This is a genomic window from Actinoplanes sp. NPDC023714 (genome assembly GCF_040639855.1).
GTDB lineage: Bacteria > Actinomycetota > Actinomycetes > Mycobacteriales > Micromonosporaceae > Actinoplanes.
The window spans coordinates 1-24,180 of the sequence record NZ_JBFAAR010000016.1 but is presented as its reverse complement, the minus strand read 5'-3'; the positions used below and the strand labels follow the sequence as shown (position 1 = coordinate 24,180).

Annotated in this window: 11 protein-coding genes and 1 rRNA gene; 7 read left to right on the top strand and 5 right to left on the bottom strand. The window is 72.1% G+C overall.

Going from position 1 to position 24,180, the window contains the following annotated elements; translation table 11 throughout:
• Positions 1–21: 21 nt before the first annotated feature.
• Genes AB0G10_RS41070 through AB0G10_RS41060 form a run of 3 tightly spaced genes read left to right on the top strand, consistent with a single transcriptional unit; the run spans position 22 to position 3,001 of the window.
• Positions 22–600: a DUF4956 domain-containing protein gene (locus AB0G10_RS41070; RefSeq protein ID WP_360935243.1), complete on the top strand. Its 579-nt coding sequence runs from the start codon at positions 22–24 to the stop codon at positions 598–600.
• The gene (locus AB0G10_RS41065) at positions 600–1,331 is read left to right on the top strand and encodes a polyphosphate polymerase domain-containing protein (RefSeq protein ID WP_360935240.1); all 732 of its coding nucleotides are present in this window, start codon (positions 600–602) and stop codon (positions 1,329–1,331) included. The genes AB0G10_RS41070 and AB0G10_RS41065 overlap by 1 nt, the downstream gene beginning before the upstream one ends.
• Positions 1,332–1,354: 23 nt before the next feature.
• Positions 1,355–3,001 (top strand): carbohydrate-binding domain-containing protein, encoded by a 1,647-nt coding sequence (locus AB0G10_RS41060; RefSeq protein ID WP_360935237.1) that lies wholly within the window; start codon positions 1,355–1,357, stop codon positions 2,999–3,001.
• Here AB0G10_RS41060 and AB0G10_RS41055 read toward each other — a convergent pair.
• Positions 2,998–4,923 carry a DUF4132 domain-containing protein gene (locus AB0G10_RS41055; protein ID WP_360935529.1) on the bottom strand — a complete coding sequence of 642 codons (1,926 nt, stop codon included), beginning with the start codon at positions 4,921–4,923 and terminating at the stop codon, positions 2,998–3,000. The genes AB0G10_RS41060 and AB0G10_RS41055 overlap by 4 nt on opposite strands.
• A 239-nt stretch (positions 4,924–5,162) precedes the next feature.
• Between AB0G10_RS41055 and AB0G10_RS41050 the strand changes: the two genes are divergently transcribed.
• Entirely contained in the window at positions 5,163–8,324 is a 3,162-nt protein-coding gene (locus tag AB0G10_RS41050; protein WP_360935234.1) for a N,N-dimethylformamidase beta subunit family domain-containing protein, read from the top strand.
• A gap of 20 nt (positions 8,325–8,344) precedes the next feature.
• Positions 8,345–12,724, top strand: a complete 4,380-nt coding sequence (locus tag AB0G10_RS41045; protein WP_360935527.1) for a DUF4082 domain-containing protein — start codon at positions 8,345–8,347, stop codon at positions 12,722–12,724.
• 134 nt (positions 12,725–12,858) lie between these two features.
• Here AB0G10_RS41045 and AB0G10_RS41040 read toward each other — a convergent pair whose 3' ends face one another.
• The 3 genes from AB0G10_RS41040 to AB0G10_RS41030 form a co-directional block, all read right to left on the bottom strand.
• The gene (locus tag AB0G10_RS41040; RefSeq protein ID WP_360935231.1) at positions 12,859–16,191 is read right to left on the bottom strand and encodes a CARDB domain-containing protein; all 3,333 of its coding nucleotides are present in this window, start codon (positions 16,189–16,191) and stop codon (positions 12,859–12,861) included.
• Between the two features lie 152 nt (positions 16,192–16,343).
• The gene (locus AB0G10_RS41035; RefSeq protein ID WP_360935228.1) at positions 16,344–17,651 is read right to left on the bottom strand and encodes an extracellular solute-binding protein; all 1,308 of its coding nucleotides are present in this window, start codon (positions 17,649–17,651) and stop codon (positions 16,344–16,346) included.
• The gene (locus AB0G10_RS41030; RefSeq protein ID WP_360935225.1) at positions 17,648–19,540 is read right to left on the bottom strand and encodes a VWA domain-containing protein; all 1,893 of its coding nucleotides are present in this window, start codon (positions 19,538–19,540) and stop codon (positions 17,648–17,650) included. The genes AB0G10_RS41035 and AB0G10_RS41030 overlap by 4 nt, the downstream gene beginning before the upstream one ends.
• Before the next feature lie 189 nt (positions 19,541–19,729).
• On the opposite strand from AB0G10_RS41030, the gene AB0G10_RS41025 reads away from it, so the two are divergent.
• Both AB0G10_RS41025 and AB0G10_RS41020 read left to right on the top strand, forming a co-directional pair.
• Positions 19,730–22,324 carry a tetratricopeptide repeat protein gene (locus tag AB0G10_RS41025; protein WP_360935222.1) on the top strand — a complete coding sequence of 865 codons (2,595 nt, stop codon included), beginning with the start codon at positions 19,730–19,732 and terminating at the stop codon, positions 22,322–22,324.
• Between the two features lie 123 nt (positions 22,325–22,447).
• Positions 22,448–24,034 (top strand): MFS transporter, encoded by a 1,587-nt coding sequence (locus AB0G10_RS41020; RefSeq protein ID WP_360935219.1) that lies wholly within the window; start codon positions 22,448–22,450, stop codon positions 24,032–24,034.
• Positions 24,035–24,092: 58 nt separating this feature from the next.
• Here AB0G10_RS41020 and rrf read toward each other — a convergent pair.
• A 5S ribosomal RNA gene (gene rrf, locus AB0G10_RS41015) occupies positions 24,093–24,180 on the bottom strand; the annotation flags it as partial.

Here is a 24,180-nt window from a genome sequence, read left to right as displayed (position 1 = left end):
ACCTTCCGGAGGTCTCCCATCATGCCCCGGCTCGCCCTCTTCGCGATCGATCTCGTCGCGGTGTCCCTGCTGGTGTTCGGCCTCTACTTCCCGCGTCACCGGCGCCGGGACCTGGTCGTCGCCTATCTCGGGGTCAACGTCGGCGTGCTGGCGGTGGCCGGATCGCTGAGCTCGAGCACGGTCGGGGCGGGGCTCGGGCTGGGCCTGTTCGGGGTGCTGTCGATCATCCGGTTGCGGTCGACCGAGCTGGACCAGCACGAGGTGGCGTACTACTTCTCGGCGCTCGCGCTCGGCATCCTCGGACCGCTCAGCGGCGGGCCGGCCTGGCTCACCCCGGCGCTGATGGCGCTGATCCTCGTGGTGATGTATCTCGGCGACCATCCGCGGCTGTTCCGCGGCTACCACCGGCAGGTCATGGTGCTCGACACGGCGATGACCGACCGGACGGCGCTGATCGCCCAGCTCGAGCGGATCCTCGGCGCGCGGGTGCATGCGGCAGCCGTCGAGCGGGTCGATCTGGTCAACGAGACGACGACCGTCGAGGTGCGGTACTCGTACCCCGCAGGCAGCCGGACCCGCACCCTGGTCGAGGCGCGCTGATGAGCGTGCCCACCCACCTGGCCGCGATCGATCTCGCCGAGCTGACCGCGAAGGCGGCGCTGCAGACGAGGGTGGACCGCAAGTATCTGCTGCCCGTGACGGCTGCCCACAAAATCATGGAAGGGGTCGATCCGTGCACGCGGGTGCTGGAGATCGACGGGCTGCGGACGTTCCGGTATCGGTCGGTCTACTTCGACACCCCGGATCTGATCAGCTTCCGGCTCACCGCGCATCGACGGCGGCGACGATTCAAGATCCGCACCCGGACCTATCTGGACTCGTCGCAGTGCTGGCTCGAGGTCAAGACCGAGGGCTTTCGCGGGGGGACCATCAAAGAGCGCCTTGCGTACGAGGTGAGCCACCACGACACGATCAATCCCGGTCGGTGGTTCGTCGACGAGATCCTCGGGAAGCGAACCGGGGACTACACGCCGACGATCGTCACCCACTACCGGCGAACCACCCTCTTCCAGCCGGCCGGCAATTCCCGCGCCACCGTCGACACCGACCTGACCTGGACCGATGCGGACGGCCGCGAGCTGAGCCTGCCGGACCTCGCGGTCGTCGAGACCAAGACCGGTTCCGCCGCCTCACCCGTCGACCGCCTGCTCTGGGCGGCCGGCCACCGGCCGGTGAGCTTATCCAAATACGCCACCGGGCTGGCCGCGCTGCGCCCCGAACTGCCGGCCGCCCCGTGGAGGCGACAGCTGCGTCGCTACTTCGCCGTATGAATCCCCGAGGAGAAGGAATCCCCGTGCTCAAGAGAATCCTCATCACCGCCACCCTGGCCGCCTGGGCCGTGCCCTCCCCCGCCCTGGCCGCGGGTCCGGCCGCCGCTGCCGCCTTGGCCGCCAACCGGGCGAGCCACCTTCAGGCCGCCGACCTGACCTGGAACGAGTCCGACGTCCGGGCCGTCACCCTGACCGGCTCCTCGGCCACCACGACGAGCCCCGGCGTGACCGTCAGCGGCAGCACGGTCACGGTCACCGAGGCGGGCACCTATCGCTTCAGCGGCTCGCTCACGAGCGGGCAGATCGTCGTGAACAGTGCCGGGGCCGGGCTGGTGCGGATCGTCCTGAACGGTGTGACGATCACCGGCGGAACCGGCGCGCTCGACGTCGTGGCCGCCGACGAGGTGCTGGTCTTCCTGCAGGCCGGTACCACGAACCGGCTCACCGACGGCGCCGCGTCGGTGGACGGCGCGATCGCCTCGGCCGCCGACCTCACCATCGCCGGCACCGGAGCGCTCGTCGTGACCGGCACCGTCAACGACGCGATCAACGTGAAGGACGGCCTGGTCGTCGCGGGCGGCACGATCACCGCGACGGCGCCGGACGACGCGCTGCGCGGGCAGGACTACGTGATCGTCAGCGGCGGCAGCGTCACCGCGACGGCCGGTGGCGACGGCCTCAAGTCGGACGACGACGAGGACGCGACCCGCGGGTACGTCGCGGTGACCGGCGGCTCGGTGAACGTCACGGCGACCGGCGACGCGATCACCGGGGCGACCGACGTGATCGTGAACGGCGGGACGGTCACCGCGAAGTCGGGTGGCGGCAGCACCGTGACGCCCGGCGAGACCTCGGCGAAGGGCCTCAAGGCCGGCGTCCTCCTGGCGATCAGCGACGGGACCACGACCGTGAACGCCTCGGACGACGGGCTGCACTCGGACGCGAACCTCACCGTGGACGGCGGATCCACCACGATCGCGACCGCCGACGACGGCGTGCACGCCGAGACGGCGGTGACCATCGCGGGCGGGACCGTGGGCGTCACGAAGTCGTACGAAGGCATTGAGGGTCTCAAGGTCTTGATCTCCGGCGGCAGTGCCACGGTGACCGCTTCGGACGACGCGGTCAACGCCTCCGACCCGGCGTACGGCGAGATGCAGAACTCGCCGAACGCGCTGATCGCGGTGACCGGCGGGACGGTGGTGGCGAGCGGCGGCACGGACGGCCTCGACTCCAACGGCGCCCTCACGATCGGCGGCGGCACCCTGGTGGTGACCGGCTCGGCGACCCGCGGCGGCGGCGAGGGCGGCCTCGACGCCAACGGCGCGCTCGCCATCACCGGCGGCACCCTGATCTCGTCCGGGATCAGCGCCAGCACCAGCACGCTGCCCGGCTCGGGGCAGGGCTGGGTGTCGGTGACGTTCGGCGCGAACCAGCCGGCCGGCACGATCGTGCACCTGGCGACGACGTCCGGCACGCAGATCGCCGCCTACCAGCCGGCGAAGGCGTTCCGCGGCGTGGTCTTCTCGTCGGGTCAGATCACGCGCGGGACGACGTACGCGGTCCGCACCGGCGGCACGGTCTCCGGGACGGCGGCGGGCGGCGGCCTCTACCTGGGCGGGACCCTCTCCGGCACCCAGGTCACGACGGTGACGGCCGGGAACCGCTAGGAGAGGAGCGCCACCAGCAACTCCGACAGGGCGGCCTGGTCGCGGGCCCCCATCGGGGTTCGCCGGGTGAGCTGCCAGTGGTCCGACCGGGTGTCGTCGATCCAGATCTCGGTGATCTGCTGCTCGGCGGACGCGGGCGACAGCTCGACGATCAGGGTGAGGTCTCCGGGCAGCCGCCGGGACAGCCGGGTGTGCACGCCCCGGGAGGTGCTCTGCCACGGCCACTCCGACAGCTTCTCGACCCGGTCCGCCGGGAGGGTGCCGAATCCGGTCAGGCTGGTGGCGGCGCGCTGCTCGGCGGAGAGGATCACGGCGGGCCGGTGCAGCTGCGGGAACGGCTGGAGGATCTCGTAGTCGGTGAACAGCTGCTGCCACGCGGCGAGGTCGTCACCGAGCTCGGCCGGGTGCACGATGCCGAGCTGCGCGTCGGGGTCGACGGCCACGAGGGAGTCGTGCACGTCGGCGAAGCTGCCGTCCTCGGCGATCCGCAGCGCCAGGGGCCGGTCGCGGTCGACCACTGCCCACAGCAGCCTGCGCGCGAGGGGTCCGAGGAGTGGGTGCGGCAGCACCACCTCGCGCAGATGCGACACAGGGCGCAGCCGGTGCGCGAGCATCTCCCTCTCCAGCCGCTTCGTCTGCGCCGCCACGGTCGCCCGCAGGTCCTTCGTGAACCGCGAGAACTCCGGGTGGGCGCCGGACCCGGGCGGTCGTTTCGGGACCAGGTATTCGTCGAGGACCACCGGGACCCGCCGCGGCCCGTGGCCGAGCACCACCCCGGCGTCCAGCCCGTGCGTGACCGCGAGCCGGTCGGCCAGCTGCGTCACCGACAGCCCGCGCCGGGCCGCGGCCTGATCCAGATAGGTCAGGGCACGGTCGTTCGTCGGGCCGCCCGACATCCCCGCCTCGATCGAGAGCAGGTGCCGCAGCGCCACGTCGGTGCCAGCGGTCGCCAGCACCGCGTACCCGTCGACGGCCCGCTGCCACCTGTTCTTCGCCGGCCACGAGCGGACCAGCGGCGCGAGCACGTCCATCGTGGCGTCGTCGCCGACGTGCGCCTGCGCCAGCACCACCCAGGCGTCGGCCGGGGGCATCCCGTCGGCGAGCCACCCCTCCAGCAGGGTCCGGCCGAGCTTCGCGAGATCGTCGGGGTCCTCGCCGTCGAGTGCCCCGGGCTCCAGCGGCGCCACCATGGGCTGCGCGGCCGCCGACGACTCCACACTCCGAGCCGTCGCGGCGTCTCCGGGCGGGGGTTCCGGGAGATCCGCGAGCCGTGAGCGCTTCAAGATATCGAGCTTCATGGGTACGGGGGGAAGCGTCACCGCCGGATCCAGCACCTTCTCGATGACGGCGAGGGTGCTCACCCCGTACCCGGCGGCGGTCTTGGAAATGATCGGCCGGTGCCCGCGGGCAGCTAGCCGGACCAGCGCCTCCCTCGCGTTCTGCCGCGCCCGGCCCGGCTTGCCCGCGGCGGCCGGAACCAGCGCCTGAGCGGCGGTCTCGGCGTGCCGGTCGAGCCACAGGCGGGCCCAGAGACGGGCCGAGCCGAGGTGCCGCAGCCATCCCGCGACCAGCGGTGCCACCTCGGGCGCGCGGAACGGCAGCACCAGCAGACCCTGGGAGTCGGCCTCGCGGGCGGCCTCGGCGAGCACGAGCGGCAGCGCGTCGGCCTCGAACCGGGCCGCCGCGACCCGGGCCAGGTCGAGCCGCTGCTGGAACGGGCTCAGCGCCGGGGCGGCGCCGATCAGCGCCCGCGCCGGACCCTCCGGACCCTTGGCGATCAGCCACGGCACCTGCTCGGGATCCAGATCGGACAGCCGGTCGGCGCCGGTGACCGCGAGACCCCAGTCCGGCTGCTCACGCCCGTGGTCGAGGGCTTCGGCCCGCGACCACCACAGCTCCCGCTCGCCGGGCTCCCACGCCATGACCGTCAATGCCGAACCCTCCATAGTTCCGTCCCCGTCACCGGGAAATCCCCTGATCGGCGGGGCTTTCGCTCCGTGTGGTCCCCGGAGTCCCACTGGCCGGGCGGATTAGTCTCGCACTTCGCCCATGCCGTCCCGCCTGTCGCCCGGCCGATAGACACCGCATCGATCAACTCGGATCATCGGCAGAAGCGTTCTCGTTTGACTTCTTTCACCACATCGACCGGGGGGCGATTCCGGTGCGTCAGTTCAGGACTTTCCGGTGGCGGACGCTGCTGGTGCTCATCCTCGCCGCCACCTGCCTGGCCGTGCCGCTCGCGGGACCCGCCTCGGCCGATCCCTGCGCGCCGCTGGTCAACGCGATCGCCTGCGAGAACAGCAAGCCCGGCACGCCGAAGAGCACCTGGGACGTCTCCGGGTACGGCAGCGACGCGCTCCAGGGCTTCCCCACCCAGATCAGCGTGAACGCCGGCACCCCCGTGGACTTCAAGATCAAGTCGTCGGCCGCGTCGTACCGCCTCGACATCTACCGGATGGGCTACTACGGCGGCAACGGCGCGCGGTTCATCACCACCGTCAACCCGGTCGGCCGGCAGACCCAGCCGAACTGCATGAGCCAGGCCGCGACCGGCCTGGTCGACTGCGGGAACTGGCAGATCTCGGCGTCCTGGCCGGTGCCGGCCACCGCGGTCTCCGGCATCTACTTCGCCCGGCTCGTGCGCACCGACGGCACCTCCGGGGCCAGCCACATCGTCTTCGTGGTGCGCGACGACGCGGGCCGCTCCGACGTGGTCTTCCAGACCTCCGACTCGACCTGGCAGGCGTACAACACCTACGGCGGCAACAGCCTCTACACCGGGTCGCCGGCCGGCCGGGCCTACAAGGTGAGCTACAACCGGCCGATCACCACCCGCGGCACCGGCGCCGAGGACTTCGTCTTCAACGCCGAGTACCCGATGGTCCGCTGGCTCGAGGCGAACGGCTACGACGTCAGCTACATCGCCGGCGTCGACGCCGACCGCAGCGGCCCGCTGCTCAAGAACCACAAGGCGTTCCTGTCGGTCGGCCACGACGAGTACTGGTCCGGCCAGCAGCGCGCCAACGTCGAGGCGGCCCGCGACGCCGGGGTGAACCTGGCCTTCCTCAGCGGCAACGAGGTCTTCTGGAAGACGCGGTGGGAGGACGGCTACCGCACGATGGTCTGCTACAAGGAGACCCACGCGAACGGCAAGATCGACCCGACCGCGGCGTGGACCGGCACCTGGCGCGACCCGCGGTTCAGCCCGCCGGCCGACGGCGGCCGCCCGGAGAACGCGCTGACCGGCACGAGCTTCGAGGTCAACGCCGGCACGGTGAACCTGCAGGTCCCGGCCGCCGACGGCAAGATGCGGCTGTGGCGCGGCACCACCGTCGCCAACCAGGCCGCCGGCGCCACGGCGACCCTCGGCAGCGGGACCCTCGGCTACGAGTGGGACGAGGACGCCGACAACGGGTTCCGGCCGCGCGGCCTGATCAAGCTGTCCACCACCACGGCGTCCGGGCTCGACGTTCTGCAGGACTACGGGTCGACGTACGCGACCGGCAGCGCCACCCACAACCTGACGCTCTATCGCGCGGCCAGTGGCGCGCTGGTCTTCGGCGCCGGAACCGTGCAGTGGTCCTGGGGCCTGGACAGCGACCACGACCGCGGGTCCGGCGCGGCCAGCACACCGATGCGGCAGGCCACCGTCAACCTGCTCGCCGACATGGGCGTGCAGCCGGGCACCCTGCAGCCCGGGCTGACCGCCGCCACGAAGTCCACCGACACGACCGGGGCGACCGCGGCCATCACCGCGCCGGCGGCCGGCTCGACAGTGCAGGCCGGCTCGCCGACGGTCATCTCCGGCACGGCGGCCGACACCGGCGGCGGCGTGGTCGGCGGCGTCGAGGTCTCCACCGACGACGGCGCGACCTGGCACCCGGCCACCGGCCGGGCGAACTGGACCTACACCTGGCGGCCGGGCAACACCGGCGCCGTGGTGATCCGGGTCCGGGCCGCCGACGACAGCGGCAACGTGGGCGCCGACGTGACCCGGCCGGTCACCGTCGGACCGCGCGCCTGCCCGTGCAGCATCTGGGGCCCGACCATCACGCCGTCGACGCCGGCCGACCCGGACGGCACCGGCACCGAGGTCGGCATCCGGTTCCGCTCGGACGTCGCGGGCCAGGTCACCGGCATCCGGTTCTACAAGGCGGCCACCAACACCGGCACGCACGTGGGCAAGCTGTGGACGAACACCGGCACGCAGCTCGCGTCGGTGACGTTCACCGGCGAGTCGGCGTCCGGCTGGCAGCAGGCGAACCTGTCCGCGCCGGTGACGCTCGCGGCGAACACCACCTACGTCGTCTCCTACTACGCGCCGAACGGCCACTACGCCGGCGACACCGGGTACTTCGCGACGCGGGGCGCCGACAACGCGCCGCTGCACGCGCTGCGCGACGGTGCGGACGGGGTCAACGGCGTCTATCGGTACGGCGCCGGCTTCCCAACCCAGTCGTGGGAGAGCGCCAACTACTACGTCGACGTGGTGTTCACCCCGGGCGGCGGCACCCCGGACACCACGCCGCCCACGGTGACCGGCCGGACGCCCGCCGCCGGGGCGACCGGGGTGGCGACCACCTCCGCCGTGTCCGCCACGTTCAGCGAGCCGGTCACCAATGCCGCGATCGCGGTCGCCGCCGTGACCGGTTCCACCTCCTACAACGCGGCAACGAACACGGTCACCTTCACGCCGTCCGCGGCCCTCGCGGCGAACACCGCCCACACGGTGACGGTCTCCGGGGCGAAGGACGCCGCCGGCAACACGATGGCGGCCACCTCCTGGACCTTCACCACGGCGGCGGCGCCCACCACTCCCCCGCCGGGGACCTCCTACTCGGTGTGGCCGTCCACCGCCGTGCCGGGCACACCGGCCGACTCGGACAACTCCGCGGTCGAGGTCGGCATGCGGTTCCGGTCCGACGTGGCCGGTCAGGTCACCGGCGTCCGCTTCTACAAGGGCAGCGGCAACTCCGGCACGCACGTCGGCAAGCTGTGGACCGCGAGCGGCACGAGCCTCGGCACGGTGACCTTCACCGGCGAGTCGGCGACCGGCTGGCAGACCGCCACCTTCGCCACCCCGATCACCGTCGCCGCGAACACCACCTACGTCGTCTCCTACTACGCCCCGAACGGCCGGTACGCCAGCGACGAGGGCTACTTCGCGACCGGCGGCGTCGACACCGGGCCGCTGCACGCCCTCCAGGACGGCGCCGACGGCGCGAACGGCCTCTACCGGTACGGCAGCGGCGGCGTATTCCCGAACAGCACCTGGCAATCGAGCAACTACTGGGTCGACGTGGTGTTCGCGCCGGCCACCTGAAGTCCCGAGGAGGGGCCTTGATGCGACCAGCCGGCCGGATTCGGCGGACCATAACAGCGCTCCTGGCATCGCTGGCCCTGGTGGCCGGGGTGCTCACCGCCCCCGAGGCGGCAGCCGCCGCCCCCTGTCCCTGTTCGATCTGGCCCGGCACGGCGACGCCGGCGGTCGCGTCCGACGCGGACGCCTCCGCCGTCGAGCTGGGCGTGAAGTTCCGCTCCGACACCGACGGATTCGTGACCGGCGTGCGCTTCTACAAGGGCAGCGCCAACACCGGCACGCACGTCGGCAACCTGTGGAACGCGAGCGGCACGAACCTGGGCACCGTCACGTTCACCGGGGAGACCGCCTCCGGCTGGCAGACCGCCACGTTCGCCACCCCGATCGCCATCTCGGCGAACACCACGTACGTGGCCTCCTACTACGCGCCGAACGGCCGGTACGCCAGCGACGACGGCGGGTTCGCCGCGTCAGGCGTCGACAACGCTCCCCTGCACGCGCTGCGCGACGGCGAGGACGGCGCGAACGGCCTCTACCGGTACGGCACCGGCGGCGGTTTCCCGACCAACACCTGGCAGGCCACCAACTACTGGGTCGACGTCGTCTTCGACCCGGCCGCCACCGACACGACGCCGCCGACCGTGACCGGCACCGCGCCGGCCGCCGGCACCACCGGCGTGCCCGCCACCACGACGGTGACCGCCACGCTGAACGAGCCGCTCCAGGCCGGCACCGCGGCGATCACGATCCCCGGCGTCACCGGCACGACGGCCTACGACGCCGCCACCCGGACCGTCACCTTCACGCCGTCGGCCGCGCTCACGGCGTCGGCGGCCTACACCGCGACGGTGGCCGGGGCCCGGGACGTCGCTGGCAACACGATGACGCCGTTCTCCTGGTCGTTCACGATCGCGTCGTCCGGGTCGTCCTGCCCGTGCACGATCTGGCCGCCGACCGCGACCCCGGCCACCCCGGCGGTCGCCGACAACAGCGCCGTCGAGGTCGGCGTGAAGTTCCGGGCCTCCAGCGCCGGATTCATCACCGGGCTGCGGTTCTACAAGGGCGCCGGGAACACCGGCACGCACACCGGCTCGCTCTGGAACACCGCCGGGACCCGGCTCGCCACGGTCACCTTCACCGGCGAGACGGCCACCGGCTGGCAGACCGCCACCCTCGCCGGCCCGGTCGCGGTCACCGCGAACACCACGTACGTGGCGTCGTACCACACCGACACCGGCTTCTACTCCTCCACCGCGAACGGCCTGGCCACGGCCGTCACCCGCGGCCCGCTGACCGCCCTCGCGAGCAGCGGCAACGGCGGCAACGGCGTCTACCGGTACGGGGCGAGCGCCTACCCGAACCAGACCTTCCAGGCCACCAACTACTGGGTGGACGTCGTCTTCGACACCACCGCCGTGGACACCGTGGCGCCGACCGTGGCCGGCCGCGCCCCGGCCGCCGGTGCGAGCGGCGTCCCGGCCACGACCGCGGTGACCGCCACGTTCAGCGAGCCGGTCACCCAGGCCGGCATCACGGCGACCGGCGTGACCGGCGCGCTCGCCTACGACCCGGCCACCCTCACCGCCACGTTCACCCCGGCCGCGGCGCTGGCGTTCTCGACCGCGTACACGGTCACGGTGAGCGGCGCCCGGGACGCCGCCGGCAACGTCATGACGCCGGTGACCTGGACGTTCACCACCGCGGCACCACCGCCGCCACCGCCCGACCAGGGTCCCGGCGGCCCGGTCCTGGTGATCCGGACGCCCGGTTTCAGCCCGTTCCTCGCCGAGGTGCTGCGCACCGAGGGCCTCAACGAATTCGCCACGGCCGACCTCGGCACGGTCACGGCGGCCACCCTGGCCCAGTACGACGTCGTGCTGCTCGGCCAGGCCGCGCTCACCGCCGACCAGGTCACCCTGTTCACCACCTGGGTCACCGGTGGCGGCAACCTCATCGCTTTCCGGCCGGACAAGCAGCTCGCCGGGCTGCTCGGCCTCACCGCCACGACCACGACCCTCGCCGAGGGATACCTGAAGGTCGACACCACGAGCTCGCCCGGCGCCGGGATCACCGACCAGAGCATCCAGTTCCACGGCACCGCCGACCGGTACACGCTCAACGGCGCCCGGGCCGTCGCGACGCTCTGGTCGAACGCGACCACGGCCACCGCCGACCCGGCGGTGTCGCTCGTGAACGTGGGGACGAGCGGCGGTCAGGCCGCGGCGTTCAGCTTCGACCTGGCGCAGTCGCTGGTCTACACCCGGCAGGGCAACCCGGCCTGGGACGGCCAGGAACGCGACGGCACCCAGCCGCGGCGCTCCGACGACCTGTACTTCGGCGGCGGCAGCGCCGACTGGGTCAACCTCGCCAAGGTCGCCGTCCCGCAGGCCGACGAGCAGCAGCGCCTGCTCGCCAACCTGATCGGCGCGATGAACGCCGACCGCAAGCCGCTGCCCAAGTTCTGGTACTTCCCGCGCAGCCTCAAGGCGGTCGTCGTCGCCACCGGTGACGACCACGCCGTCGGCGGCACGGCCAGCCGGTTCGACCAGTTCGCGGCGAACAGCCCGACCGGCTGCGTCGTCGACGAGTGGCAGTGCGCCCGGTACACGTCGTACGTGTTCCCGAACGCGCCGCTGACCGGCGGCCAGGCGTCGAACTACCAGTCCCGGGGCTTCGAGGTGGGCCTGCACGTCAACACGAACTGCGCCGACTGGACGCCGACGACGCTGACCGGCTTCTACACCAACCAGCTGGCGACCTGGCGGTCGAAGTACAACGCGGTGCAGGGCCCGGTCACCAACCGGACGCACTGCATCGTCTGGTCGGACTGGTCCACCCAGGCCGGCACCGAGGGCGCCAACGGCATCCGGCTCGACACCAACTACTACTACTGGCCGGGCTCGTGGATCACCGACCGGCCCGGCTTCATGACCGGTTCCGGCATGCCGATGCGGTTCTCCGGCAAGACCGGCGGGCTCATCGACGTCTACCAGGCCGCCACCCAGATGACCGACGAGTCGAACCAGAGCTACCCGTTCACCGTGAACACGCTGCTCGACCGGGCGCTCGGGGCGGAGGGCTACTACGGGGCGTTCACCGCGAACATCCACACCGACGCCACCACGATGTTCGAAAGCGATCAGATCCTCACCTCGGCGCAGGCCCGTGGAGTCCCGATCGTCACCGCCAAGCAGTTGCTCTCCTGGGTCGACGGGCGCAACGCGTCGTCGTACTCGAACATCGCCTGGTCCGGCGACAACCTCTCGTTCACCGTGAACGTGGGCTCGGGCGCGACCGGGCTGACCGGCATGGTGCCGACAGCGGGCCCGGCCGGCCGGACGCTGTCCACGCTGACCCGCGCCGGCACGCCGGTCCCGTTCACCAAGACGGTGATCAAGGGCGTCGAGTACGCGATGTTCGCCGCCTCGGCGGGCGCCTACCAGGCCGTCTACACGCCGCCCGCCGCCACCCCGGCGGTCACGGCGGCGGCGCAGGCCGACCAGACCACCGCGTCGGTCACCCTGGGTGGGTCCGCTGCGGCTTCCACCACCATCGAGTACGGGACCAGCGCGTCCCGGCTCACCGCGACGGTGGTGGACGGCACCCAGGCGGCGAAGCGGACCGTCACACTGAACGGCCTCACCCCCGGCACCACGTACTACTACCGGGCGCGGGTCACCACCCCGGGCGGCCGGACGGTCGTCTCGCCGGTGCGCACGCTCGTCACCGCGGCACCCGACACGACGCCGCCGGTGGTCTCCCGGGTGTCCGTGACGGCCCGGCCGGACGGCACCGCCACGGTGTCGTGGCGCTCCGACGAGCCGGCCGCCGCGACCCTCGAGGTGGAGGGCCTCGGCAACTGGCCGGCCGACCTGACCGGCCGCCGGCACAGCGCCGTGGTGACCGGCCTGGAGCCGTCGGCGACGTACCGGTATTCGCTGCGCACCGTCGACGAGTCCGGCAACATGACAGTCACCCCGGCGTCCACCTTCGTCTCGGCGGCGGCCGGCGTCGCCGACCACACGGTCGCCGGCCTGCGAACCGGCGTCTCCGATCGGGTGCGGGTCGACTCCGACGGTGTGCGGCTGGCCGGCGGGGCCCGGTCCGGGACGTTCGTCTCCCGGGTCCTCGACGCGGGCCAGCTGGTGACCTGGGACCGGCTCTCCTACCAGGCGTCGGGTCCGGGCGTGCGGGTCTTCGTCCGCACCGGGAGCACCTCGACGGCCGGCGCGGGCTGGACCGCCTGGAAGCGGGCGGCCGACGGTGATCGTGTCGTCGGTAGTTCCCGCTACGCCCAGTACCGGGTGGAGCTGGTGCGCGGCAGCGGCTCACCGGTCCTGCACGAGGTAGGCATCACCAGCAACGCGACACCACTCTCCACACCCAACGAAACCGGAAGCTGACCACCCCTCCCTCCGGCCCGCCCCCTCGGCCCGCCCCTCCCGATCTTGTGAAGCTCTGCAGCACCGGCGCTGCGGGAATCAACAAGATCGGGAGGGGGCGGGGCCGGGAGCGGGGCGGGGTGGGGGTGGGTGGGTCAGCGGCCGGTGATGGTGAACTGGGAACCCGGCTCGGTGACGATGTTGCCGTCGGCCGCGTTGGTGATGGTGACGTTGGAGAGGATCGCGTTGCCGCGGGCTCCGGCCATCGCGAGGATGCCGGCGCCGTTGTTGGACTTGTCGATCTTCACGTTGGTGACGGCTACGTTCGGCATGTTGCCGCCGCCGTTCTTGAACTGGATGCCGTCGTAGGTGGAGTCGACGATGTCGGTGTCGCGGATCGTGACGCCGACGATGTCCTTCGTCGAGGGGAAGAGGGTGATCGCGCCGAACTCCTGGTCCTCGTTCCAGAACGCCCCGCCGGTGCGGTAGAGGCCGTTGTTGGCGATCAGCGTGGTGCCGGAGAACGGCAGCGGGCTGTGGTCGGTCGCCAGCATGATCCCCGGGTAGTTGGCGGTGTCGGAGATCAGGTTGTTCTGCGCCGAGTTGTCGCGGCCGCCGTAGATGGCGATGCCGTTGGCCCGCCACGGCAACTGGATCGTGTTGTTGAGGAAGTGGTCGTCGTGGTTGACGTCGACGTTCTGGTCCTTGACGTACGGGTTGGCCCAGATCGCCAGGGCGTCGTCGCCGGTGGTGCGGAACGACGAGTTGAACACCCGGGAGTTGCGCGTGCCGTTGGAGAAGTTGATGCCGTCGGCGTACGTGTTGCGGATCCGCATGCCGGTGAACTCGACGCCGTCGCCCGGGTTCCAGTACGCCGGGGTGTCCGAGTAGTCGCGGCCCACCCAGGCGCCGACGTTGACGTGCTCGATCCACACGTTGCTGATCTTCGTGTTCCTGCCGAAGCGGCCGTTGAGGCCGTGCCCGCGGTTCGCCCGGTTCTGCGTGTTGCCGAAGATCGCCAGGTCGGAGATCTGGGTGTTGTCGTCGATGTCGAAGCCGACGTTGCCCTCGTGCGGGTGGTTGATGCCGCCGGTGGCGTTCTGCGGCTGGGTGTCGGAGTAGAGCTGGGTGTGCCACATGCCGGCGCCGCGGATCACGACGTTGCGGATGCCCTTCTGGTTCCACTGCCCGCGCGCGGGGTCCGGCGAGAGGATCTTCGCTTCCTGCCGCCACCTACCGGCCGGGATCCAGACGCAGGAGATCACGCCGTTCTCGTCGTCGGTGACCGCCCGCTGGATGGCGGCCGTGTCGTCGGCGCCGTCGTTCGGCACCGCGCCGTACTGGGTGATCGAGGTGCAGCCGGCCGGCTGGGAGGCGGCCGGGGCGACCTGCTCCAGGTCGATCAGGTCGATGATGTAGAACGCCGCGGTGTCGCCGGCGTCGCGCTGCAGCTTGAACCGGGTGCCCGCCGGATAGGACTGGCCGAGCAGCGCGTTCGACTCGTCGAAGAGCCGGCGCGCGTCCGCGCTCGGGGTGTTCTGCAGCGACTCGGTGTCGTCGGTGGTGCCGTAGAGCCAGCTGTTGCGCGACGAGAGCGTCAGCTTGCGGGTGAACACGTCGTTGACGTACAGGCTGATCGTGGCCTCCTGGCCGCCGCCGGATGCGGAGTCCGGGATCGAGTTGCGCACCACGATGGAGTTGGCCTGGTTCGACGAGGTGAACTCGACGAACTGGCCGGTGCTGTTGAGCCGCACCGACTGCCGGCCGGACGACTCCGACCCGAAGTTGGTGTGCCCGAACGTGCGCAGCGGGTCGGCCTGCACGAGCGTCCCGTTGTGCCGGGCCGCCTCGGCCTCGTACTCGGTGTACGGCACCGCCGCGCCGCGGCCCACCACGATCGCCTTCGCGAGACCGTTGTTCTGCTCGTTGGTCTCGGCGACCACGCCGCCGGAGTCGGCCGTCGCCGTGGCGGTGGCGCCGCCGTTCACGGCCGTCCAGGTGCCGCCGATCGTCGCGGTCACGGTCGCGCCGGCCGCGACCGCCGGGGTGGAGCCGGTGAGCGTGGCGCCGCCGACGACGACCCGGGTGGTGCTGGCGCCGGCCGCGCTGGTGCCGCGGTTGGTGACCGCCACGGTGAAGCTCACCGCAGCGCCGGCGGCCGGGTTGGCCGGGTTCGTGGTGATCGCGGTGACCGTCAGGTCCGGTCCCGGCGCCTGCGCCACGACCAGCTGGTTCGGGGCCGTGTACGTGTTGTTCGACTCGTCGGTCTCGGCGACCGCGCTCGTCGCGTCGGCCACCGCCGCGACCGGGTAGCTGCCCTGCGCCTTCGTGCCGGCGTTCACCGAGACGGTCGCCGAGGCGCCCGCCGCGAGGGCCGGGACGTCGGCGGTGCCGGCGACCGTGCCGCCGAGCCGGAAGTCGGCCCTGCTGGCGGCCGCTGCTGCCGTGCCGTTGTTCCTGACGACCGCGCTCAGGGTGATCGCCGACGACTCCGAGGGATTCGCCGGGGACCAGGTCGCCGACGTGACGACGAGGTCGGGGTTGGGCGCCCAGCTACCGAGCACCTGGAGGTCGGCCACCTGAGCGCCGGGCGCGCCGGTGTTCGTGAAGAACTCGAGGCGCACCTCCGCGGCCCGTGCCGTGAGCGGGACAGTCACGGAATTCTGGTTCGCCACGGGGCTGAAGACGTACCCTTGCCGGGTCTTGATCTCGGTGAAGCCCGACGATCCGGCGGCTCTTCCCAGGACGCGGAACTCCTGGGTGCGCGCGCCCCAGACCGGATCCGGGTTGAGCCGCACGACGAGGCCGGTGAGGTTCGCGTCGGCGCCGAGCTTGACGGTCAGCGTGGACGGGAAGCCGTTGGACTCCCAGTAGCTGGTGAGGCTGCTGTCGTTGGCGTTCGCGGCGACGAAGCTGTGCACGCTCGACGAGGCCTCGATGGCCCTGCCCTGCGCGAGGTTGGTGCCGGTCGGCGGAGGATCCACCGGACCCGACGGCCCATAGACCTCCAGTTCGGACAACTGCCCGGCCGGCCAACCGGTGTTCGCGGTGATGTTGATCCGGACATATCGCGCCGTTGTCGCGGTGACGCCGATCGTCACCGTGTTGCCGGACGCGGGGTCGAAGACCCGGCCGGCCGAGGCGGACAGCGTGCTGAAGCTCGACCCGTTGGCGCCGCCCTGCACGCTCAGGGTCTGCGTGCGGGTGGCCCACGCAGACGCCGGCGGCAGCTTGAGCACGACCTGGTCGACGGTGGCGGCGCTGCCGAGGTCGACCTGAATCCACTGCGGGAAGGCGTTGTTCGGGCTCTCCCAGTACGACGACGCGTTGCCGTCGGTGACCGCGGAGGCGGGCTGGGCGCCGAGGGAGCCGCTGGCGGTGGCCGCTTTTCCGGCGGCCAGGTTGGGGCCCGCTGCCGCATGGGCGGGAGGGGAGATGCCGAGGAGGATCAGCGCGGCCGTGAGGGCCGTCGTCAACACACGTTTCATGGCGGTCCTTGTCGGGGATTTTCGCCGCACTGTCGACTTCTTGCGGCGCAGGAAATTCAAAGTTTCAGATGTGTCACTGCTTTGTCAACGGTGGGCATACGAAAACGAGCACCGGCGCGATCGCCGGTGCTCGTTCCGATGGGCGGAAGAGGTCAGTCGACCCGGCCGTGCAGCGCCTTCGTGAGCCGGGCGACAGCGTTGCCGGGCAGCTCGCCGTCCGCCGCGAGGGTCTCCTTGACGATCTCCTGGAAGGTGCTGCTGAACAGCGCGTAGTGGGTGGTCACCGGCCGCGGCCGGGCCTTGTCGAGCGCGCTCTTCAGCGTCTCGGCGTAGGGGCGCTTCGCCAGCACCGACGGGTTCGTGTACGCCGAGGCCCGGGTGGCCGCGAGCCCGCCGTCGCGGAACAGCCGCAGCTCGCTCTCCTCGCTGGTGAGGAACCGGATCAGCCGCTGCGCCGCGGCCGGGTTGTCGGTGCTGCTGGCGACCGCGAGGTTCTGCCCGCCGAGGACGCTGGGCTTCGGCAGCTCCCAGACGTCGAAATCGGTCAGCGGCTGTTCGCCGACGCGCAGTTGCCCGTACGCGATCGGCCAGTCCCGCATGAGCGCCACCTTGCCGCTGCGGAACGCCTCCCGGCCGCCGTTCTCGTCGAGGCTCGTCGCCGGCGGGTAGAGCGCCGGCGGCAGGCCGTCGACCGACTTCGTCGACTGGGCCAGTTTGCGCAGGCCGGCCCGCGCCTCCGGGCTGTCCACCACGACGATGTCGCGTTCGGCGTCGTACACCTCGCCGTCCTCGGCCCAGATCGCCTCGAGCGCGCTGACCGTGAGCCCCTCGTACGTGTCGAGCGGCGTGACGAACCCGGCCTGGATGCCGCGCACCGCGTCCCGCAGCGCGCGCACGTCGTTCGGGCTGGGCGGCAGCGCCGACGGCTTCGCGCTCTCCAGCACGCCCTTGCGGTGGTAGAGCAGCCCGGCGTCGGTGTTGAACGGCAGCGCCCAGAGCCGGCCCTCGAACATGCAGGTCGCGAGCGGGGCCGGCAGGAACCCGCCGGTGTCGGTGGACGGGTCGAGCGGCAGGATGAATCCGGCCGAGGCGAACGCGGCGGTCCACGTGGTGTCGAGGTTGTAGATGTCGGCGTCGGAGACCTCGGACTGGGCGGTCGCGCGCATCTGGCTGTGCTGGGCGTCCGCGTTCGCCGGCAGGCTCACCAGGCGGGCCGGGGTGTTCCTGTTCTCAGGGTCGGCGTTCCACTCGTCGATCAGCTTCTGGCGCTGGCCGTCGATGCTCTCGTCCTTGCCGGAGTAGATGACCAGCTCGGCGCTGCCGGCCTGGGCCCGCGGCGCCGGTTCCTCGCCGCCGGAGAAGATCAGCTCGCGGGCGGCCGTGGCGACGACCATGACGATCACGCCGAGGGTGAACCAGGCGATCGGCCCGGAGATCAGGTCGCGCAGTCGGGTCGTCATTCGCCGCTCCACAACGTCTTGAACAATTGGGTCATGGTGTCGGGCACCTCGGCCGCGCCCGCCGTGAGACATCCGCCGCGGCCGGCCCGGGTCAGCTGGTAGAGCGGCCCGTCGTCGCCGCACTCCGCCTCGCCGGTGGCGATCACGTAGAGCCGGACGCCGTCGCGGGCGATGCGCTCCACCTCGGCGGCGGTCTGCTTCAGGCCGGGTTTCGCGCCGGTGTTCTCGCCGTCGGTCAGCACCACGAACGCGCGGATCTGCCCTTCGCCCCGGACCTTGCCCAGCTCACGCATCCCGGCCTGGATCGTGGCGTAGAGCGGGGTCCCGCCGTCCGGCTTCACGGCCCGCAGCGCCCCGACCACCGTCTCCCGGTGCCGCGCCGACCCTTCCGCCGGCCCGACCAGCTCGAACGTCTTCCGGCCGTCCGGGATCGGGAACGTCCACAGGCCGAACTCGTCCCTCGTACCCATCTGCGCCGCCGCCGCAGCGACACCCTGCGCCGCCACCGCGAACCGGGTCGTCCGGCGCGAACCGGCCGGCTGCGCCATCGACCCCGACGAGTCCACGGCGAGCAGCACCCGGCCGGGACGTTTCGCCTGCTCGTACCGATCAAGGGTCTCCGCCGGATCGCGCGGCACGCACGCGTTGCCGTTCAGCCCGGCACACGCCGGATCCGGCTCGCCGAGACCCGCCTCCCGCAGCACCGCATCGGCGTCCTCACCGCGCAGCCACGCCTGGAACGCCTCGACCGCCGCCCGCTGCCCCGGACCGGTCCAGGTGAATTGGACGAGGGGATGATCGAGCGCGGGAGCCGAATCGAGCACCACCGGCGCCGGAAGATCTTCAGGCGGGGTACGGGGTGACGAGCACCCGGCGCCGCCGAGCGCGCGCCCGCTCACGAACCGCCGCCACGTACGCAGGCTGGTCAGCACGGCCGGGGGCGCCTTGCCTTCGCGCAGGTAGGCGCAGAGCACGCTCACCTCGTCGGTCCCCGCCACGGTGGAGTCGGCGACGATCTGCGCGCGCCGGCGGGCCACCGCCGCCTCGACCGCCTCACCGGACGCGTCGTGCAGGTAGACGTCGGCGGCGAGCAGTCCGGCTGTGCTGGCCTCCGGGTCGGCGGCGGACAGCGCGGCGCCGGACCTGTCGAGCAGCCCCGCGACCACCGCGGAGAGCGTGGCGTCACCCTCGGTCTGCGGCACCGCCGTCCCGGCCAGCACGATCGGCGAGGTCGCGATCGAGGTGACGGTCCGCAGCGGCGACGGGAGCGTGGCCTTCACCGCGATCTCCTGCACCTCGCGGACGTCCAGCATGGAGTCGGGCAGCCAGACGTCCGGCCGGGGGCCGAGTTCCTCGAGCGGCTTCTGCTCCTTCGAGTCGGCCCACTGCCGGGTCAGCGCGCCGGTCGTCGCGAGGGTGCCGGCGGCGTAGACGTACGGGTAGACGGCCGGGCATCCGTCGTGGCCCCGGGCGGTGAATCGTGCGTACTCGTGCGCCACCTCGCGGGTCGCCTGCAATCCCTCCGGCGAGGTGAGGATCCGCATCTCCAGGGCCTGCGGGCAGACCGCCTCACGGGCGGACTCGTAGAGCGCCGCCGACGACGCGGCCAGCACCAGCAGCACCCCACCGGCAGCCGTGACCTTGGCCCGGCGCGGCATCCGCCCCGGCAGCCCGTAGAGGTAGTCGAGCAGCCAGGCGATCGACTCCCGGTAGGCCAGTGACCAGATGCTGACGGCGGCCATCACCATCGCGGCGACGAGCAGCAGCCAGCTGTTGTCGGCCCGCTCCATCGCGAACTGCGCACCCCCGGCGATCGCCAGGGCCACCACGGCTGCGACGACGGTGCGCAGACGTCCCCCGTTACCTGGTGGAACCGTCTTCTCGGGCACGAGGGAATGCGCCTCCACGAGTCGCTTTTGTCGCCGTGACGCCGGCAGGCTCAGTGTAGGGACTCATGCAAGTTGATCAATGCCGTCCGGGCCCGGACGCCGTCCCCCGTCGCCTTCTATAGTTGGGCGTCCATTCCCGGCGCGGCCGGGGTTCGGACGAATTCGGACGCCGCTTTCCGGGGGTGCGCGATGCCGCTGGCCGAGGAGCCGGCCGCCCCGCCCGACCCGGCGCGGGCGAGGAGCGTCGACGACCTCGTCGCGCGGCTGCGCCGGTTGAAGATCTGGGCCGGCGACCCCTCGTACGAGGTGATCAAGGACCGGGTCGGCGCGGCGTGGACGGCGGCCGGCCGGCCCGCCGGCGAGCTGGTGTCCCGGTCCACCGTGGCGTACTGCTTCCGGCCCGGCCGGCGCCGGCTCGACACCGACCTGGTGATCGCGGTGGTCGAGGCGCTGCATCCGGAGACCGGGTACGTCGCGGCGTGGCGGCAGGCGCTGCGGGTCGTGGGCGGGGAGATCGAGGCGGTGTCGCAGGTCCGGGTGCAGGATCGTCTGCCGCGGGATCTCGACGGGTTCACCGGCCGCGACGCCGAGCTCGACCGGCTCCGCCACGCCGCCCGAAGCGGGGAAACCGCCGTGGTCGCCGTGATCGAGGGGATGGCCGGGGTCGGCAAGACCCGGCTCGCCGTGCACGCCGGCCACCTGCTGGGCCCGTTCGAGCGGGTGCTGTTCGTGAACCTGCGCGGCTTCGGCCCCGACCCGGCCCAGCCGCCGGCCGATCCCGCCGCCGTCCTGGACGGATTCCTGCGGCTGCTCGGGATGCCCGGCCGGCAGATCCCACACACGCTCGACGCCCGCGCGGCCGCCTACCGCGACCGGCTCGCCGGGGTGCGGGCGCTGGTGGTGCTGGACAACGCCGTCTCCGCCGAGCAGGTCCGGCCGCTGCTCCCGGCCACCCCGGGCTGTCTCGTCCTGGTCACCAGCCGGAGCGGCCTGGCCGGCCTGCACCCGGCGATCCGGCTGCCGATGAACGTCTTCACCCCGGCCGAATCCCTGGCGTTCCTCACCCGGGCCGTATCCGGCGTCCCCACCCCGGCCGCGCCCGGCATCCCCACCGGCGCCGACCCGGACGCCGCGGCCCGGATCGCCGAGCGCTGCGGCCACCTGCCCCTGGCGCTGAGCCTGGTCGCCGGGCACATCCGCGCCACGGCGGGCTGGACGCTCACCGACCACGCCGACCGCCTCGACGAACGCCATCGGGACCGGCGCCTCGACACCGCCGTGGAACTCGCCCTCGAAGTCTCCTACCGGCACCTGCCCGCCGACCGGCGGCGGCTGCTGCGCCTGGCGGCCCTGCACCCCGGCCAGGAGCTCGACGCCTACGCCGCGGCGGCCCTGTGCGACATCGCCCTCGCCGACGCCCGGGCACATCTGCGCCTGCTGCACGACGACCACCTGCTGCAGCAGACCAGGCCCGGCCGCTACACCCTGCACGACCTGGTCCGCGCCCACGCGGCCGTCCGGGCCGGCGACGAGGACCGGCCGGCCGCGCGCCGGGCCGCCCTCACCAGGCTGTTCGACTATTACCTCGGTACCGCGGCCGCCGCCATGGACGCCCTCCACCCCGCCGAGAAGCACCGCCGACCCACCGTCCCGCCGGGTCATCCCTCCCCCGCCCTGGAGGCCGCGGTGGATGCCCGCGCCTGGCTCGACACCGAACGGCCCACCCTCATCGCCGTCGCCGAGCACGCCGCCCGGCACGGATGGCCCGGCCACACCACCGCGCTGGCCGCCATCCTGTACCGCTACCTCGACGGCGGGCACCCCACCGACGCCCGGACCGTCCACGCCTTCGCCCTCGACGCCGCCCGCCGCACCGGCGACCCGGCCGCACAGGCCGAAGCCCTCACCAACCTCGGCGCGACCCACCTCACGACCGGCCGCTACGCGGAGGCCGCCGATCACCTCCGGCAGGCCCTGCGCCTGTGCCGGCAGACCGGTTCCCTCATCGGGCAGGCCCGCGCCCTGGCGAACCTCGGCGCCGTCGCGGAGCGGCTCGGTCACTACCGCCCGGCCACCGAACACCACCAGCAGGCCCTGGACCTGCGCCGGCGCATCGGGGACCGCACCGGCGAGGCCTCGGCGCTCGACGACCTCGGCCTCATCCAGGTACGCCTCGGTCGCTATGCGGCGGCGCGCGACCACCACGAGCGCGCCCTGGCGATCTGCCGGGACCTGGGCGACCGCGCCGGTGAGGCCCGTTCGCTGTGCAACCTCGGCGTCGCCGAACTGCTGGCCGGAGACCACGAGCCCGCGACCGGTCATCTGCGGCGAGCCCTGGAATTGTTCCGCCGGCTCGGCAACCGCACCGGTGAGGCGTGGGCCCACGACAGCCTCGGCACCCTGCACTGCCGGCTCGGGCAAGCGGACCGGGCCACCGAACGCTACGAGCGGGCGCTGACCCTGCACCGCGAGACCGGCGAACGCCACGGCCAGACCCGGGCGCTCAACGGCCTCGGCGAAGCGGCCCTGGCCGTCGGCCACCCGAGCGAGAGCCTGGCCCACCACCGCGCGGCCCACGCCGTCGCGCTCGACACCGGGGATCGTCATCAGCAGGCCCGCGCGCTGACCGGCATCGGCGACGCCCACCGTGCTCGCGGCGAGGCCGGCCCGGCACGCGAGCACTACCGGCAGGCGCTGGCCCTCGCCACCGACCTCGGCCTGCCCGAAGCCGACCGGATCCGCCCTCACCTGGTTTTTCCAACCCCCCGATCGGTACGACGATGAGCCGCATCCGCCGTACTCATGGGTCTCGCTCTTCTGGTTCCGAGGCGCTGGACCGGGATCGTCCGCGAGAGTTCATCACTCCCGGATGATGCCCTCCGGCCGCGTCGCGCCGACGCTTCGTCCATGGACGAGCAACCCACCGCCTCCCTGAGCGGTCGTGACGGACGCCTGGCGATCCTTCTGGCGATGGCGATGTTCGTCCTCGTCGTAGACACCTCACTGATGAACGTCTCGATCGCCGCGGTGGTCCGCGACCTCGACACCACAACGAGCGGCGTCCAGTCGGCGATCGCGCTCGAGGCGCTGGTCTCGGCCGCCTTCATCCTGATCGGCGGCAAGGTCGGCGACCTCATCGGACGCAAGCGCGCCTATGTGCTGGGACTTCTCGGGTACGCCGTGGGCGCGCTCGCGATGACCGTCGCCCAGAATCTCATCGCCGTCATCGTCTTCTGGGCTCTCATCGGCGGCATCGGCGCATCGCTGCTCCTGCCGGCCATGCAGTCCCTGATCCACGGCAACTTCCAGGGCGCCGCGCAGCGGAGGGTCTACGCCCTGGTCGGAGCGGCCGCGGCGATCGCGGCGGCGGTCGGTCCCCTCCTGGGCGGCTTCATCACCACCTACCTGTCCTGGCGGGTCGGCTTCGCCCTCGAGGTCGTCATCATCGCCGGGGTGCTGTCCGGCATCGGCCTGGTCCGCAATGTCGAATACACCGGCCCTCGGACCCTCGACGTCGTCGGCTCGCTGCTGTCGGTCGTCGGCATGGGCGGCATCGTCCTGGGCATCCTGGTCTGGCAGGAGGGCGGCTCCCGCGTCCTCGCCCTGCTGGTCTTCGGTGCCGCGGCCCTGGCCGGCCTCGCCTACTGGCTCGTCCGCCGCAAACGCGCCGGCAAACCGCACCTGCTCGACCCGGACCTGTTCACGTCCCCGCTGTTCCGGCTCGGCATCTCGCAGCAGCTGCTCCAGCAGATCGCCCTCGGCGGCATGATGATCGCGCTGCCGATCTACCTGCAGATGGTCCTCGAATACAGCGCCATGGAGGCCGGCCTCTCCCTCGCGCCGCTCTCGCTGTCGATGTTCGTGGTGGCGCTGATCGCCGGCAAGAGAGCGGGCCGGAAGCGCCCGGCGAACCTCGTGGGCGCGGGCTTCCTCCTGGTCACCGTCGGCGTCGCCATCCTGATCCCCCTGGTGCCGCGGGCCGACTTCGGCTGGGCGCTGCTGATCCCGCTGGCGATCGCCGGCAGCGGCCTGGGCCTGCTGGTGTCGCAGCTCAACGACTACACCCTCTCCCCGATCTCCGAGGAGCGGGTGAGCGAGGCGGCCGCGGTGAACTCGGCCGGCGGGTCCTTCGGGCTGTCGTTCGGCCTCGCCTTCGCGGGCGCCATCATGCTCGCCACGCTGTCCCTCTCCTTCACGAACAGAGCGGAGGCGAGCGACGTCCTCTCCCCCGCCGAGCAGACACGGGTGGCGGAGGTGCTCGAGGAGAACGCCGAAGTGATGACGAACACCCACCTGGAAGAACTCCTGATCGGCCAGCCACCGGCGACCCAGGCCGAAATCCTGCGGATCAACACCGAGGCCCGGCCGATCTCGCTGCAGGTGGCGCTGGTGATCCCTCTGGTGGCGGCGCTGCTGGGGCTGCTCAACTCGATACGGATGAGACGCCATCCGGATCCGGCGCCGGCGAATACCGACGGAATGGTTCTGGGGTGATTCTTTCGGAAAAGCAGAAAGGCCCACCCCTCGTGGGGTGGGCCTTTCCATACGTTGAGTCCGGCGGCGTCCTACTCTCCCACACCCTCCCGAGTGCAGTACCATCGGCGCTGGAGGGCTTAGCTACCGGGTTCGGAATGTAACCG

Coding starts and splice junctions, on each gene's coding strand:
- AB0G10_RS41070 (WP_360935243.1), top strand. CDS start 22: ATGCCCCGGCTCGCCCTCTTCGCGATCGATCTCGTCGCGGTGTCCCTG.
- AB0G10_RS41065 (WP_360935240.1), top strand. CDS start 600: ATGAGCGTGCCCACCCACCTGGCCGCGATCGATCTCGCCGAGCTGACC.
- AB0G10_RS41055 (WP_360935529.1), bottom strand. CDS start 4,923: ATGGCGTGGGAGCCCGGCGAGCGGGAGCTGTGGTGGTCGCGGGCCGAA.
- AB0G10_RS41045 (WP_360935527.1), top strand. CDS start 8,345: ATGCGACCAGCCGGCCGGATTCGGCGGACCATAACAGCGCTCCTGGCA.
- AB0G10_RS41040 (WP_360935231.1), bottom strand. CDS start 16,191: ATGAAACGTGTGTTGACGACGGCCCTCACGGCCGCGCTGATCCTCCTC.
- AB0G10_RS41035 (WP_360935228.1), bottom strand. CDS start 17,651: ATGACGACCCGACTGCGCGACCTGATCTCCGGGCCGATCGCCTGGTTC.
- AB0G10_RS41025 (WP_360935222.1), top strand. CDS start 19,730: ATGCCGCTGGCCGAGGAGCCGGCCGCCCCGCCCGACCCGGCGCGGGCG.
- AB0G10_RS41020 (WP_360935219.1), top strand. CDS start 22,448: ATGGACGAGCAACCCACCGCCTCCCTGAGCGGTCGTGACGGACGCCTG.